A 14,485-nucleotide genomic window follows, 5' to 3' on the forward strand; every position below is an offset into this window, starting at 1 on the left:
TCCTGCGATTGCACACCCTTGGCGAGCCTGACCTAACCGGCGCGTTTCCGTCCCAGCTCGACGACCTCCACGGCACCGCCGGGCAGGCCGATCCGCACCGTCGTCCCGTCGACGGTCACATCGATGCCCTCGGCAAGCGCTTCCGGCCGCAACGCGTCCCGGGTCAGCAGCACGGCGTTCACCAGCACCAGCGGCTCGCCGCGATGCGGTGCGGTCAGGTACGGCGTCGCCGAGTGCGCCCCGAACGGGTTCACGCCGAGCCCGCGGTGCACGCCCGCCTCGTCGTACCCGTGCAGGCCAACCACCGCGGACACGAGGCCGTCGGCGTTCCGCGCCGCCGCGGCCACGACGCTGACCGTTGCCACCGGCAAAGACTCGCCGGCGACCGCGAAGCCGCCGCTGCGCACGAGCGCCCCCGCCGGACCCTCGACCAGCGCACACCGGATCTCCCAGCCGCTGTGCACCACGGACGTGATCTCGATCGCCCACGGCCCCTCGGAGCCGAGCCAGGCGTTGTGCCACGACGACGCCGTCCGCCCGTCGACGCCGAGCCGCCGGATCCGCCCGCGACCGCTGGCCGGCCCGTCGGGGGAGACCAGCGAGATCAGGTTGTCGACGTGCGGCTCGTGATCGGACAGGTCCGGCCCCGCGTGGTTCGCGTACGCCAGCCGGTTGTAGTGCGGGTCGCCCGCCGGCTCCATGCCGTCCGGCTCCGCCACCGGTGCGTGGTCGGCGCCGTGGTTGACCAGTTGCACCACCTGGTCGTGACGGCTCCCGTGCAGGATCCAGCCCGGCTCCGGCATCGCCTTCAGTTGGTCCGCGTCGTCGAGCGGGACGGAATCCTCCGGGTCCGACCAGACCGGGTGCTCCGGCGGCAGGATCAGCCCGACGAACCCCTTCGAGGCCCAGTACGGCGAGCCAGGTCCGGAGTACTGCTGCGTGGCCGGCAGGAACGTGTCGTACCACCCCAGCGTCAGCACGCCGCGCCCGTCCGGCACGCCGTGCTGCACGAAGTGCCGCGCGATCCCGGAGCACAGCCGCCGCGTCTCGCCCGGCGTCAGCGGCGTCGAGTCGAGCAGCGCGCCCATCCAGTACGGCGCCGCGGCCGCCATCCGGTAGGTCAGCGACCGGCCCTGGTAGATCGGGGCGCCGTCGTTGCCGACCAGGTGGACGGCGTCGTCCAGGAAGAGCTTGATCCGCTCCTTGTAGAGCTTCAGCCGGTCCTCGTACTGCGCTCCCGGCGTGGCGGCGGCCATCCGCGCCCACAGGCCGGGGTACAGGTGCATCGCCCAGCCGATGTAGTTGTCGAAGTTCTGTCCGTCGCCGTCGGAGTACCACCCGTTGCCGACGTACCAGTCCTCGATCCGGTCGAGGCCCGCATCGATGTCGCTCTGCTCGAAAGGCGCTCCGACGGAGGCGAGGAACTGCTCACTGACGACCTGGAACAGCCGCCAGTTGTTGTCGTGCGTCGTCGAGTTGTTGAACCCGCCGAGCCACTCCGCGACGTGTTCCTGCGCACGGGTGTCGAGCCGGTCCCAGATCCACTCGCGGGTTTCGTGCAGCGACACCGCGATCGCCGCGGCCTCGACCATCTGCTGCGACCTCGGGGTCAGCCGCAGCCACGCTTCCGGGTGGTCCGGGTTCGCGCCGTTCGCGACACCGCGCGCGTAGCGCTCGATCAGCTGCTCGCAGCCCTTGCCCTGGACGCCGGCGATCCGGAACGCGGCGAGCATGAACGACCGCGCGAAACCTTCCAGCGCGTCCGACGCCGTACCGGACCGGCTCGGCCGGCCGGGCAGCTCGACCAGGGAGGCGCCGGGGGAGAAGTACGGCACGAGCGAGTCGAGCAGGTGGTCGGCCAGCGCCTCCCAGTGTGCCCGCACCCACCCGGTCTGGCGCGACAGCTCACGGTCGGTGTCGGGCAGGATGAGGCGCGGCAATGACGCAGTCATGCGAGTCTCCCGAGCTCGGTGGGACTGATGGCGTGTTCGAGCGGCCGGCCGGTCGCGAGGCGTTCGAGTTCGCCGACCGCGAGTTCGCCGAGCCGGGCGATCTCGTTGCCGACGGCGCCGGCGACGTGCGGGGTGACGAAGACGTTCGGGAGGTCGAGCAGCGGCGAATCCGGCGGCAGCGGCTCGGGGTCGGTGACGTCGAGGATCGCGTCGATCCGGCCGGTCGCGCACTCGCGGATCAGCGCCTCGGCGTCGATGATCTTGCCGCGGGCGGTGTTGATCAGCGAGGAGCCGTCCTTGAGCAGCCCGAGCAGGCGCGCGTCCACCAGGCCGACCGTCTCCGGGAGCAGCGGAGCGTGCACGCTGAGGATGTCGCTGCGCCGGAACAGCGTGTCGTTGTCGACCAGCTCCGCGCCCAGCGCCGCGGCCTCGTCCGCGGTCAGGTACGGGTCGCTGATCAGCACCTCGAGGTCGAACCCGCGCAACCGCTCCGCGACCATCTTCCCGATCCGGGACGCCCCGAGCAGACCGACCGTCGTTCCGTAGCTGCCCGGCATCCCGTGCGGGTCCGCCTTGCGCCGCTCCAGCCGGTACTGCGCCGCGAGCCGGAACGCCCGCTTCCCGGCCAGCACGATCGCCGCGACCGTGAACTCGGCGACCGGCTGCGCGTTCGCGGTGGCCGCCGACGAGACCTGGATGCCGCGGTCGAACGCGGACGGGTCCACGATCGCCTTCACCGAGCCGGCCGCATGCAGGATCGCCTGCAGCTTCGGCGCCGCGTCGAGCACCTCCGGGCCGATCCGCGGGCAGCCCCAGCCGGTGAGCAGCACGTCGACGTCCGGGAGCGCGGCCCGGACGTTGGGGTCGGCGAGGAAGCTGGTCCCGGGGCCGACCGGCAGCACGGTGGCGATCGCGTCGAGGCGCTGCCGGACCCGCGGCACGAGGACGCGGTCCCGGCTGGCGTCGTTCATCGCCAGCATGACGGTCAGGGCGGAATCTGGTTCGCGGCTCACGACGACAACCTAGCAAGCGCTTTCCGCGGCTGTCTCGCCGACCGCCGAGTCTTGGAACATCCTGAATCTTTCCGGCGGCCGGAATTACCGCGCGACGTCGTGGCGTTGGGCAAGGTAGAACAGCCTCTCGGCCATTGCGAAGGAGACGACGATGCTGCGACCGGACGACCTCTACGAGATCGTCGACGAGTCGGTGGCGACCGGCCCGGCGGCGACGCCGAAGGTGCTGGTGCACTCGCTGGACGGGTTCATGGACGCCGGCCAGGCCGGCCGCGTGACCGCGGACCACCTGCTCGAGGTGCTGGACCACCGGTTGCTCGCGCGCTTCGACGTCGACCTGCTGCACGACTACCGGGCCCGGCGGCCCGAGGTGACGTTCGCCGAGGACCGGTTCACCGACTTCGACCCGCCGCACCTCTCGCTGCACCTGGTGACGGACGACGCCGGCGTCGAGTTCCTGCTGCTCGAGGGCGTCGAGCCGGACAACCACTGGGACCGGTTCGCCGGCGCGATGCGCCAGCTCATCGAGCTCTACAACGTGACGCTCACGATCGGCGTGCATGGCATCCCGATGGGCGTGCCGCACACCCGGCCGCTCGGCCTGACCGCGCACGCGACGCGACCCGAGCTCGTCACCCGGTCGAACATCTGGGACGGCGAGATGCGGCTGCCCGCGAGTGCCGGGACGATGCTGCAGGTCCGCCTCGGCGAGGCCGGCAAGGACGCGATGGGCTTCGCGGTGCACGTGCCGCACTACCTCGCCGAGAACCGCTTCCCGGGCGCCGCGCTGGCGCTCGTGCACGCGATCTCGGCAGCGACCGGCCTGCTCCTCCCTAGCAAGGCCCTGCTCGACGAGGCCGCCGTCACCGGCCGGCTGGTCGACGAGCAGGTCGAGGCCTCCGAGGACGCCAGCGCGGTCGTCAAGGCGCTCGAGACGCAGTACGACGCGGCCGAGGGCTCACTCAGCCGCAAGAGCCTGCTCGCCGACTCCACCCCGTCCGCCGACGAGCTCGGCGCCGAGGTCGAGCAGTTCCTCGCCGAGTTGAACCGCGACGACAACGACTGACCCGCGGCGCCACCGCCCGCCCGGCCCACTCCTGCGGCCGGCCGGGTCCGGGCCCGCCCACCCACTCCGCATTTGGCTGGTAGACCAGGCAAATTGGGGGTTCTGCACCCTCATTCAGGGTGCAGAACCCCCAACTTGATGGGTCTGCCAGCCAAATGCGGAGCGCGGCGGCGGGAGGTACGTGATGGTTTCCACAGTGGGTACGGCGGTATGTGGCGGCTGATGCTGTCAGGATGAGGCATGCCTGAGTCGTTGGAGGATCTGGTCGAGCTGCTCGACCTGGAGAAGATCGACGTCGACCTGTTCCGTGGGCGTCAGCCGCAGACCTCGATGCAGCGGGTGTTCGGCGGACAGGTGCTCGGCCAGGGGCTCGCGGCGGCCGCGCGGTCCGTCGACCCCGAGCGCGTCGTGCACTCGCTGCACGGATACTTCCTGCGCGCCGGTGACACGTCGGTGCCGATCGTGTACCGAGCGGAGCCGACGCGCGACGGCGGGTCCTTCAGCAGCCGCCGGGTCGTGGCGTCGCAGCACGGGAAGCCGATCTTCTACATGTCCGCGTCGTTCCAGCGGCCGGAGCCCGGCCTGGATCACCAGGACCCGATGCCCGACGACGCCGTACCGCCGGAGGAGGCGCCGCGGCTGGCGACCGTCCTGGAAGCGCAGTCGGGCCGGCCGGCTGCCGACTGGGATCGTGAGTGGGCGGCGCTCGACGTGCGGCTGGCCGGTGTCACCGGTCGCCAGTTCTGGATCCGTGCCGCCGGCAAGCTCCCGGATGATCCGGCGCTGCACGCCTGCGTGCTGGCCTACGCCAGTGACCTGACGCTGCTCGGCGCGAGTCTGCTCCCGCACGGCATCGTGATCGGCGACCGCCGCGTGCAGCCCGCTTCGCTCGACCACGCGCTCTGGTTCCACCGCCCGTTCCGCGCCGACGAGTGGCTTCTGTACGACCAGTCCTCGCCGTCGGCCTCCGGAGCTCGAGGGTTCGCCACCGGCCGGTTGTACACCGAGCACGGCAACCTCGTCGCCTCGGTCGCGCAGGAGGGACTCATCCGTCCCGTCGGTCTCGACTCCGATCTGCTAACGTAGAAACGTGTTCAAGCGCGCAGTAGTGACGACGACGCCGGAGTCTGTCCCGGCGCGCTGACACCTGACTGTCGACCGAAGCCCCGGGGCGAGTGCCCCGGGGCTTCGTCGTTCCCGCGGTCCCTCGCCCCTTCTCAGACGAGGAGACCACCATGTACGACCACCGCAAAGTCGGCCGCGAACTCGGCCTGTTCGACTCCGACCCGCTGATCGGCGCGGGTCTGCCCTACTGGTTGCCCGCGGGCGCCGCGGTACGCCGCGCGCTGGAGAGCTACATCGCCGAGGTCGAGCGAAGAGCCGGCTATCAGCAGGTGTACTCGCCGGTGCTCGCCAAGAAGGAGCTGTACGAGATCTCCGGCCACTGGGCGAAGTACCACGACGACATGTACCCGCCGATGGAGATGGGCGGTGAGGAACTGGTCCTGCGGCCGAGCATCTGCCCGCACCACGCCCTGATGTTCCGCTCCCGCTCGCACTCGTACCGCGAACTGCCACTGCGGATGTCCGAACTGGGCGGACAGTACCGCGCCGAGCTGTCGGGCGCGATTGGCGGCCTCAGCCGGGTCCGCGCGATGCAGCTGAACGATGCGCACATCTTCTGCCGGCTCGACCAGGTCGCCTCCGAGGCCGCCTCGGCGCTGGACCTGATCAACCAGGCGTACGCGGACATGGGCATCAGCGCCTCGCGCTACGTGCTCGCGCTGCCTGCTGTCGACGCGGAGTTCAACAGCCCGTCGAGCAAGTACGTCGGTGACGCGGACAGCTGGGCCGAGGCTGCCGAGATCCTGCGTGAGGTGCTGAAGAACGCGGGCGTTCCGTTCGAGGACGCGCCGGGGGACGCGGCGTTCTACGGGCCGAAGATCGACATCCAGATGGAGGATTCGGCCGGCCGGGAGTTCAGCCTGTCGACCGTCCAGATCGACTTCCACCAGCCGGCCGCGTTCGGCCTCGAGTACATCGGTGCCGACGGCAACAAGCACCGGCCGGTGATGGTGCACCGGGCGATCGTGGGGAGCATCGAGCGCGCGATGGCGCAGTTGATCGAGGTGCACGGCGGCGCGTTCCCGGCGTGGCTGGCGCCGGTCCAGCTCGTCGTCCTGCCGATCTCCGACGACGAGGAGAAGCTCGCCGTCGAGGTCGCGCGGCGCGCGTCGGATCGCGGGCTGCGGGTCGAGGTCGCGCACGCGGACGAGGGCAGTCTCGGTGCCCGGATCCGCGAGAACCGGCTCGCGCCGTACGCCGCCGTCATCGGCGCCCGCGAGGCCGCGGCCGGTGCGCTGGCGGTCCGGAAGCGCGACGGCAGCCGGTGGGAGCCCGCGCCCATCGGTGCCGTGCTGGACCGGATCCGCGGCGAGGCGGAGCCCCAGGCCATCGCAATGGCCCGCGCCGAGGAGGTGTGAGCGTGAACGCCCGCCGAGGAGCGCGATTGTGATGGCCTGCAGGTTCAGGTCGCCTGCAGCTGCCCGATCAGATGCGTCACGTCGTGCCCCTCGTCGTACAGCGCGAAGTCGACCGTCTTGCCGGACTGCTGGTGGCCGAACCCGACGCGGGACGGGAGCAGCAGCGGCTTACGGAAGTCCACGCGGACCGTGAAGGCGTCCGGCAGCTCGCCGGCCCGCTGGATCGACGCCAGCGCGGCGGCCTTGGCCCACATGCCATGTGCGATCTGGCGCGGGAACCCGAACGCCTGCGCGGTCAGCTTGAACAGGTGGATCGGGTTCCGGTCGCCGGACGCCGCGGCGTACCGGCGGCCGAGGTTGCCGCGCAGGTCCCACCATGCGGTCGGGCTCAGCACCGGGTCGGGCAGCAGGTCGGCGTGCGCGTCGGGCGTCCCGGACGAGCGGCTGAGCAGCGTGGTGAGATCGCTCCACACCAGCTCGTTGCCGACGAAGATCTCGCTGATCACGTCGAAGACGGTGCCCTTGGGGTGCGGGCGCTCCGGCGTACTGTGCACGCGGATCGCCGGCTCGGCGTGCAGCGGGATCGGCTGCTTCTGCGTGATCGTGTTGGACAGGTGCACGATCCCCATCGGCTTGTACGGGAACGACGGGTCGGACATCAGGTCCAGGTGCAGCGGGAACGCGAGCACGTGCGGGTACGTCGGGGGCAGCGCCGGACCGGCCTGGAAGCCGGTGACCTCCCGGTAGGCCTGGAGGTGGTCCTGGTCGATCGCGGACCGGGGCAGCTCGAGCGTCAGCCCGTCCTCGTCCGGCTCGTAGTCGGCGCGCCGCAGGGTGGCTTTGACGGTTCGCGCGTACAGCGAGCCGAGGCCGGGCGAGTCGTCGTACCGTCGGGTCGGCATGTCAGGCGCCCAGCATGCTCTGGCCGCAGACCCGGACGACGTTGCCGGTCACCCCGGCCGAGGCCGGATCGGCGAACCAGGCGATCGTCTCGGCCACGTCGATCGGCAGGCCGCCCTGCTGCAGCGAGTTGATCCGCCGCCCGACCTCGCGGATCGCGAACGGGATCTTCGCGGTCATCTCGGTCTCGATGAACCCGGGCGCGACGGCGTTGATCCGGATCTGCCGCTCGGCGAGCACCGGTGCCAGCGCCTGCACCAGACCGATCACGCCGGCCTTGGAGGTGGCGTAGTTCGTCTGGCCGTTGTTGCCGGCGATCCCGGCCATCGACGACACCCCGATGATCGAGCCGCCGTCGCGCAGTGCTCCGGAATCCACGAGGTGCTTGGTGATCCGCTCCGGCGCGCGGAGGTTCACGTCGAGTACGGCGTCCCAGGCGTCGGTGCGCATGTTGACCAGCCGCCGGTCGCGGGTGATGCCCGCGTTGTGGACGACGATGTCGAGACCGCCGTGCTGCTCCTGCGCGTGCGCCGCGATCCGCTGCGCCGCGTCGACCGCGGTGACGTCGAGGAGGAGCTCGGTGCCGCCGATCCGGGAGATCACCTTGCGCAGCGGGTCCGCGTTCTGCGGTACGTCGACGCCGATCACGGTCGCGCCGTCGCGGGCCAGGGTGCCGGCGATACTCGCGCCGATGCCCCGAGCCGCGCCGGTGACCAGGGCGACCCGGCCGCTCAGGGGCCGAGTCGGGTCGTTGCTGACCAGGGGACCGGTGCCGATCCGCGCGACCTGGCCGTCGACGTACGCCGACTTGGGGGAGAGGAAGAAGCGCAGCGTCGAGTCGAGCTGCTCGTGTGCGTCCGGGGCGACGTACACGAGATTGACCGTGGCGCCGCGCTTCACCTCCTTGGCCAGGCTCCGCGTGAAGCCTTCGAGAGCGCGCTGCGCGACCTGCTGCTCGGGGGAACTCGCGAGCTCCGGCGTACGGCCGACGACGATGACGCGGCCGGCCGGAGCCAGCTGGCGGACGAGCGGCGAGAAGAAGCGCTGCAGGCTGGTCAGGTCCGCGGTCGAGGCCGCCCCGGTCGCGTCGAAGACCAGCGCCTTCGGCCGGATCTCGCTCGACGCGACGCCCTCGGTCGCCGTACTGAACGCGGCACCGATGTCGCGCAGCAGCGCCTGAACCGCCTTGCCGGCGTCGGTCTCGCCGATCGCGCCGAAGACGACCGGCCCGTCGATCACCGGTGCGCCCTCGGTCCAGCGGGGCAGCGGCAGCGGGTCGGGCAGACCCAGGTTCTTCACCAGCGTCTTGCCGAGCGGCGTCCGGGTGAAGGTCTGGTAGCGATCCGTCATCTCAGCTCCTACTTCTCGAGGATGGCGACGACACCCTGGCCGCCCGCGGCGCAGATCGAGATCAACCCGCGGCCGCCACCGTTCTCGTCCAGTTGCTTGGCCAGCGCGGCGACGATCCGCCCGCCGGTCGCCGCGAACGGGTGGCCCGCGGCGAGCGAGCTGCCGTTCACGTTCAGCTTGTCCCGGTCGATCTCCCCGAGCGGCGCGTCCAGGCCGAGCCGCTCCTTGCAGAAGATCGGATCCTCCCACGCCTTCAGGGTGGACAGCACCTGCGACGCGAACGCCTCGTGGATCTCGTAGTAGTCGAAGTCCTGGAGGCTCAGCCCCGCTCTGGCCAGCATCCGCGGTACGGCGTACGCGGGGGCCATCAGCAGACCCTCGGCGCCCTTCACGTAGTCGACCGCGGCGGTCTGGGAGTGGGTCAGGTACGCGAGCGGGCGCAGCCCGTGCTGCTCCGCCCACTCGTCGGTGCTCAGCAGAACCGTCGAGGCACCGTCGGTGAGCGGCGTCGAGTTGCCGGCCGTCATCGTCGCCGTCTCGCCCTTGCCGAAGACCGGCTTCAGCTTCGCGAGCTTCTCCAGGGTGGTGTCAGGCCGCAGGTTCTGGTCCTTCTCGAGGCCCAGGTACGGCGTGATCAGGTCGTCCTGGAAGCCGCGGTCGTACGACTTCGCGAGGTTGAGGTGGGATCGCAGGGCCAGCTCGTCCTGCGCCTCGCGGGTGATGCCCCACTCCAGCGCGGTCAGCGCCGCGTGCTCGCCCATCGACTTGCGCGTGCGCGGCTCGGCGTTGCGGGGGATCTCCGGTACGACGTCCTTCGGGCGGACCCGGGCCAGCACCTTCAGGCGGTCCGGGTACGTCTTCGCGCGGTTCAGGTCGAGCAGGATGTTGCGCAGCCGGTCGTTCACCGCGACCGGGGCGTCGGACGCCGTGTCGACGCCGCCCGCGATGCCCGCGTCGATCTGGCCGAGCGCGATCTTGTTGCCGACCAGGATCGCCGCCTCCAGCCCGGTGCCGCAGGCCTGCTGGATGTCGTACGCCGGGGTGGTCGGGGCCAGCTTGGACCCGAGGACCACCTCGCGCACCATGTTCCAGTCGCGGGCGTGCTTGAGGACCGCGCCGGCGACGACCTCACCGACCTCCTGACCGCCCAGGCCGGCGCGGTCGACCAGACCGTTCAGCGCGGCGGTGAGCATGTCGGAGTTGGAGGCGTGCCGGTAGGTCTTGTCCTGCCGGGCGAAGGGGATCCGGTTGCCGGCGACCACGGCCACCTTGCGCGGTTCGGTCACGATGTCTCTCCTGCTCTAGCGGAGCGGGTGGTTGTCCTGGTGCTCGTCGTACTGCTTGTTCTGGCCGCGGTCTTGTGGTTCACCGTCTTCTGGTTCAGGGCCTTGCGGCCCACCGCGGTGGCGAGCGTGGCGGTGATCGCCGTCGAGCGGACGGTGCCGACGTCGGCATGATGCACCACCGGGTGCCCTGGTCGGCTGCCCGACACGATCAGCCCGACCCTTGCCATGTGCAACGATCCGAGCGTCTGGGTGTAGAGGTGGTTCGCCAGGTAGGCGGTGTCGACCTCGTCGAAGACCCCGGCGCGCTGGCCCGCCTCCAGGACCTTCGCGATCCGGTCGAGCGCGGCCGCCATCGCCGTACCGAGCTTGATCATCACCGGCTCGGTGATCTCTCCGAACAGCTCCTCACCGGTCCTGCGCAGCAGGCTCATCGCACAGTCGGTGAACGCCGGGTAGTCCAGGCAGAAGTCGACGAACGTCTCGCTCAGCGCCTTCAGCCGGTTGAGCGGCGCGCGGCGCGGGTTGTCGGCTTCTTGCAGTTGCTCGTCCAGCTCGGCCAGGTAGTCGACCAGCGTGAGCGCGAACAGCTCTTCCTTGCCGGCGAAGTGCCGATAGATCAGGGCCTTGTTGATCCCGACCCGCTTGGCGATATCGTCGATCTGAGCGTCGATCGTGCCGCGCTCGTCGAACAGCTCGCGGGTCGCGCGGATGATGTCCCGCTCCCGGTCGCGACGACGCTCCGCCGTGGTCCGGCGGCGTCCGATCGCGAGCAGCGCGGAGCTCATACGTCGATCTTAGCCACAGTGGTACCCATTGGTGCAAACGACAGTTACACTCGTCGGTAACTTCCCGGATTCGTGAGGATGGTTGATGAGCGACCCTGTGGTGTCCGCAGACGTGATGGCGCTGGCCGGCGAGCTCGGCGCCGAGCGCTCCAAGCCCGAGTGGAACACGTTCTCGCTGGCGATCAACGACGAGCAGCGCGAGATCCGCGACTGGGCCCACACCTTCGCCGCCGAGGTCATCCGGCCCGCCGCGGCCGAGTGGGACGAGCGCGAGGAAACGCCGTGGCCGATCATCCAGGAGGCCGCCAAGGTCGGGATCTACGGCCTGGACACGAACGTCAACCTCTTCGTCGACCCCAGCGGCCTGCTGATGCCGCTCGTCCACGAGGAGCTGTTCTGGGGCGACGCCGGCATCGCGATGTCGCTGAAGGGCACCGGCCTGGCCTCGTCCGCGATCTTCTCCAACGGCACGCCCGAGCAGTGGAGCCAGTGGATGGGCCGCTGCTACGGCACGCCCGACGACGTACGGGTCGCCGCCTTCTGCTCCTCGGAGCCGGGGGCAGGGTCGGACGTGTCCGCGATCCGTACACGCGCCGTCTTCGACGAGCGTTCGAACGAGTGGGTCATCAACGGGCAGAAGGCCTGGGCCACGAACGGCGGCATCGCCGACATCCACGTCGTCGTCGCCACCGTCGACCCGTCGCTGGGCACCAAGGGCCAGGCCGCGTTCGTCGTACCCAAGTCCGAGGTCCGCGGCCTGGAACAGGGCACAAAATTGCGGAAGCACGGCCTGCGCGCCTCGCACACCGCGGACGTCTTCTTCGACAACGTCCGCATCCCCGCCGCCAACGTTCTGGGCGGCAAGGAGAAGCTGGACGAGCGCCTCGCCCGCGCGCGTTCGGCTGGAGCGTCCACCGGCCGCAATGCCTCCATGGCGACCTTCGAGATGACCCGCCACATCGTCGGCGCCCAAGCCGTCGGCATCGCCCGCGCCGCGTACGAGGTCGCTCTCGACTACGCCAAGACCCGCGAACAGTTCGGCCGCCCGATCGTCGACAACCAAGGCATCGCCTTCAAACTCGCCGACATGGCGATGGAAATCGACGCCGCCCGCCTCCTGGTCTGGCGCGCCGCCAACATGTCCGCCGCCCTCATGCGCGGCGAAACCCCCGACTACCGCCACGGCGAAGGCTCCATGGCCAAACTGAAGGCCGGCGAAGTAGCCGTCCACGTCACCGAACAAGCCATCCAAATCCTGGGCGGCAACGGCTATACCCGCGAATACCCGGTCGAACGCATGCACCGAGACGCCAAGATCTACACCATCTTCGAAGGTACGTCGGAGATCCAGCGCCTGGTGATCGCCCGCGCGATCTCCGGCATGCGCATCCGGTAGACGTTTCCGCAGGTCACAGGCTGATTCCAGGGTCATCGAGAGACTGGCCGCCGTCGGGCTCCCAGCGGGTTGCGGGGGACCGGCCGGCGGCCAGCCCCGTCACAGCTCCGTGAGATTCCATCGAGAATAGACGGGACAGCCGCGAGTCGACGGCCTTCCGCGCTCGCTCGTGCGACGAAGGCAGCATGTGGGTGTACAGCCGCAGGGTGAATCCGGGATCGCCGTGCCCCAGGTACTGCGCCAACTCCTTGATGTTGACGCCGTCCGCCAGCGTGATGCTCGCGTAGTAGTGCCTGAGTGCGTGCATGCCGTTCTCGCGACTGGAGAAGTACTGCCGCCTGCCGCGCGCGCTCTTCGTCGGCTCTGGTATGACGCCTGCGTGGAAGAGAGCCGGCTTCCACACCAGCTCGTCGTACGTCCGCGCCCGGATGTGCTTGTCGTCAGTCCAGCGGAACAGCAGGTTGACCGTGTGCGGCTTCCCGTCGACCTTCTCCCACGGCAAGGTGTAGGCCCGCGGCTTCGCGCTCTCGATGTACTCCCTGAGCATCACGGCTACACCTTCTGACATCGGCACAGTCCGCTCGGTGTCATTCTTGGGTAGCGCGAAGACGAACTCCCTCCCGAGCTTCTTCACCTGCCTGCGGACGTGGATGACCATCTCGTCGAAGTCGACGTCTTCCTCAGCGAGCCCGAATAGCTCACCTTGCCGCAGCCCGCACGCAGCACCGATCGAGGCGATCGGCCTGTACTGCGGCGGATGCCGCTCCACGATCCGCAGCCCAACCTCGTCGCTCCAGGCGGCGGTCTTCCCGCCCTTCTCCGCCGGCACCTTGACCACTCGCGCCTTCGCCGGATTCCGCTTGATCGCCTCATCATCAACGGCAACCTCCAACGTCCCGTGCAACACCAGGTACGCCGTACGCGCCGTAGACGCCCCGAACCGCGCATCCAGCCCCGCCACCCATGCCGCAATCTCAGAAGGCTTGATCGTCCGCAACTGCCGCCGCCCAAACACAGGTATGACGTGCAACCGCAGAGAAGACTCGTACTTCATAGCTGTCGCTGGATCTACCACCCGCGAGGCAAGCCACCTCCCCGGCAACCTCCTCAAACCGAACCTTCCCTGCCTCCGGATCGATGTACTCCCCACGCTCCCGATCCGTCTCCATCGCAGCCCCATGCCGCTCCGCAGCCGTCTTCGTCCCAAACGCCTTGGACCGCTCCCGCCCCTCCGGATCCACCCACCCCGCCAACCACCGCTTCCCGCGCCCCCACTTAGCAGTGCGAACCCGCCCAGCCGTTCCGTCGGCCTCCTTCACCGCCCGAGTCCACTGATCCTTCACGTAGGCCATGCCGCACCTCCATCGCGTCGATGTGCGCAGCTCAACGTTTGGAGTGTGGAGAGAATCGACCGCTGTCCGGGCGTACGGCGATGGTTCGCGACGACTTAGTCGCGTGCGGACTTGAGCGCTGTCGAGTTCAGACCGTCCACCCCCGACCACCGTGCGCATGGACTCGCCTACCGATCTAACGGAATGTCCAGGGTCGTCCGGGTCGACCCGAGGCCGCTGTTAGTAGGCGCGTTCGTAGGTCGCCTTACTAAGCCCGTCAGCACGAAGCTTCCGGTGGGTGTCAAGGCGGTCGCGGGAAGCCGCACCCCGGACCCACTCCGACATAGTCGGCTCTATCGGCCCCGTCATCCCGGAGTCGTGAGGGACTAGCGGGGATGTCCTCGGTCGCCTGATGCACGACATTTGGCCGCCAGGTGATCTGCGACAGTCGAAGGCACGGATCGCGGCAGTCCGGACGTAATCTCGGGAGCTCTGCGTCGGACCGCGCTTTAGGATCGAACGGTGATCACAGGCCACAACATCGGTGCCCGGATCGTGTCCGAGTTTCCCGATGCGCGGGACTCCGTCGCGGAGGTCATCGAGATGTACGGGCAGGACGTCGTCGGGCCCGCGATGTTTTCCTACGTATCGGTGGGCTTCTTTCACCCCGTGTTTCATCCGGCCATCCAGTCCAACGACGTAGCCCGCATCGAGCAGTGCTACCGCTTCCTCGAAGAACTCCTGGACAGCTCCGATCCCGATATCGTAGACGCGGCCGTCATCCGGGTAGTGCCATGGACTCTCGGGCCGGACTGGATCGACGCGACACGTAGATTCGGTGGCCCGTTGCTTCAGGCCGAAGCCGACCTAGGGCGGGAAGGACGGCGGGCTCGATAGAGACGGCAACGTCGGCGCCCCGGGTG

At 69.5% G+C, this 14,485-nt stretch carries 12 protein-coding genes; 5 read left to right on the forward strand and 7 right to left on the reverse strand.

Translation table 11 applies throughout. The features are described 5' to 3' along the window. Positions 1–32: 32 nt before the first annotated feature. Positions 33–1,952 carry a DUF2264 domain-containing protein gene (locus ABZX12_RS07825; protein WP_355690870.1) on the reverse strand — a complete coding sequence of 640 codons (1,920 nt, stop codon included), beginning with the start codon at positions 1,950–1,952 and terminating at the stop codon, positions 33–35. After that, positions 1,949–2,965: a hydroxyacid dehydrogenase gene (locus tag ABZX12_RS07830; RefSeq protein WP_355690872.1), complete on the reverse strand. Its 1,017-nt coding sequence runs from the start codon at positions 2,963–2,965 to the stop codon at positions 1,949–1,951. Before ABZX12_RS07830 ends, ABZX12_RS07825 begins: the two co-directional genes overlap by 4 nt. A 151-nt stretch (positions 2,966–3,116) precedes the next feature. Here ABZX12_RS07830 and ABZX12_RS07835 point away from each other — a divergent pair, with 151 nt between their 5' ends. The 3 genes from ABZX12_RS07835 (at position 3,117) to thrS (ending at position 6,514) form a co-directional block, all read left to right on the forward strand. Further along, positions 3,117–4,031 carry a PAC2 family protein gene (locus ABZX12_RS07835; protein ID WP_355690873.1) on the forward strand — a complete coding sequence of 305 codons (915 nt, stop codon included), beginning with the start codon at positions 3,117–3,119 and terminating at the stop codon, positions 4,029–4,031. A gap of 240 nt (positions 4,032–4,271) precedes the next feature. Further along, entirely contained in the window at positions 4,272–5,117 is an 846-nt protein-coding gene (locus tag ABZX12_RS07840; RefSeq protein WP_355690875.1) for an acyl-CoA thioesterase II, read from the forward strand. 89 nt (positions 5,118–5,206) lie between these two features. After that, positions 5,207–6,514 (forward strand): threonine--tRNA ligase, encoded by a 1,308-nt coding sequence (gene thrS / locus ABZX12_RS07845; RefSeq protein ID WP_355690876.1) that lies wholly within the window; start codon positions 5,207–5,209, stop codon positions 6,512–6,514. 44 nt (positions 6,515–6,558) lie between these two features. Here the strand turns inward: thrS and ABZX12_RS07850 are convergent, their stop codons facing one another. From ABZX12_RS07850 to ABZX12_RS07865, 4 genes are read right to left on the reverse strand one after another with little or no spacing between them, the layout of a single operon-like run. After that, positions 6,559–7,416, reverse strand: a complete 858-nt coding sequence (locus ABZX12_RS07850; RefSeq protein WP_355690878.1) for a MaoC/PaaZ C-terminal domain-containing protein — start codon at positions 7,414–7,416, stop codon at positions 6,559–6,561. Position 7,417: 1 nt separating this feature from the next. Further along, entirely contained in the window at positions 7,418–8,764 is a 1,347-nt protein-coding gene (locus ABZX12_RS07855) for a 3-oxoacyl-ACP reductase (RefSeq protein WP_355690880.1), read from the reverse strand. Between the two features lie 8 nt (positions 8,765–8,772). Then, positions 8,773–10,050: an acetyl-CoA C-acetyltransferase gene (locus tag ABZX12_RS07860; protein WP_355690882.1), complete on the reverse strand. Its 1,278-nt coding sequence runs from the start codon at positions 10,048–10,050 to the stop codon at positions 8,773–8,775. Continuing rightward, positions 10,047–10,835: a TetR/AcrR family transcriptional regulator gene (locus ABZX12_RS07865; protein ID WP_355690883.1), complete on the reverse strand. Its 789-nt coding sequence runs from the start codon at positions 10,833–10,835 to the stop codon at positions 10,047–10,049. The genes ABZX12_RS07860 and ABZX12_RS07865 overlap by 4 nt, the downstream gene beginning before the upstream one ends. An 85-nt stretch (positions 10,836–10,920) precedes the next feature. Between ABZX12_RS07865 and ABZX12_RS07870 the strand changes: the two genes are divergently transcribed. Further along, positions 10,921–12,231 (forward strand): acyl-CoA dehydrogenase family protein, encoded by a 1,311-nt coding sequence (locus ABZX12_RS07870; RefSeq protein WP_355690885.1) that lies wholly within the window; start codon positions 10,921–10,923, stop codon positions 12,229–12,231. 13 nt (positions 12,232–12,244) lie between these two features. Here ABZX12_RS07870 and ABZX12_RS07875 read toward each other — a convergent pair whose 3' ends face one another. Further along, a complete protein-coding gene (locus ABZX12_RS07875; RefSeq protein WP_355690886.1) occupies positions 12,245–13,381 on the reverse strand; it encodes a site-specific integrase in 1,137 nt (378 codons plus the stop codon). A 703-nt stretch (positions 13,382–14,084) separates the two neighbouring features. On the opposite strand from ABZX12_RS07875, the gene ABZX12_RS07880 reads away from it, so the two are divergent. Further along, positions 14,085–14,459 (forward strand): hypothetical protein, encoded by a 375-nt coding sequence (locus ABZX12_RS07880; RefSeq protein ID WP_355690888.1) that lies wholly within the window; start codon positions 14,085–14,087, stop codon positions 14,457–14,459. Positions 14,460–14,485 lie beyond the last annotated feature (26 nt).

Source organism: Kribbella sp. NPDC003505 (assembly GCF_040610875.1).
Lineage (GTDB): Bacteria > Actinomycetota > Actinomycetes > Propionibacteriales > Kribbellaceae > Kribbella.

Bases quoted from the DNA above. Each gene is read 5' to 3' on its own strand.
- ABZX12_RS07825 (WP_355690870.1), bottom strand. From the start codon at position 1,952: ATGACTGCGTCATTGCCGCGCCTCATCCTGCCCGACACCGACCGTGAG.
- ABZX12_RS07835 (WP_355690873.1), top strand. From the start codon at position 3,117: ATGCTGCGACCGGACGACCTCTACGAGATCGTCGACGAGTCGGTGGCG.
- ABZX12_RS07840 (WP_355690875.1), top strand. From the start codon at position 4,272: ATGCCTGAGTCGTTGGAGGATCTGGTCGAGCTGCTCGACCTGGAGAAG.
- ABZX12_RS07850 (WP_355690878.1), bottom strand. From the start codon at position 7,416: ATGCCGACCCGACGGTACGACGACTCGCCCGGCCTCGGCTCGCTGTAC.
- ABZX12_RS07855 (WP_355690880.1), bottom strand. From the start codon at position 8,764: ATGACGGATCGCTACCAGACCTTCACCCGGACGCCGCTCGGCAAGACG.
- ABZX12_RS07865 (WP_355690883.1), bottom strand. From the start codon at position 10,835: ATGAGCTCCGCGCTGCTCGCGATCGGACGCCGCCGGACCACGGCGGAG.
- ABZX12_RS07870 (WP_355690885.1), top strand. From the start codon at position 10,921: ATGAGCGACCCTGTGGTGTCCGCAGACGTGATGGCGCTGGCCGGCGAG.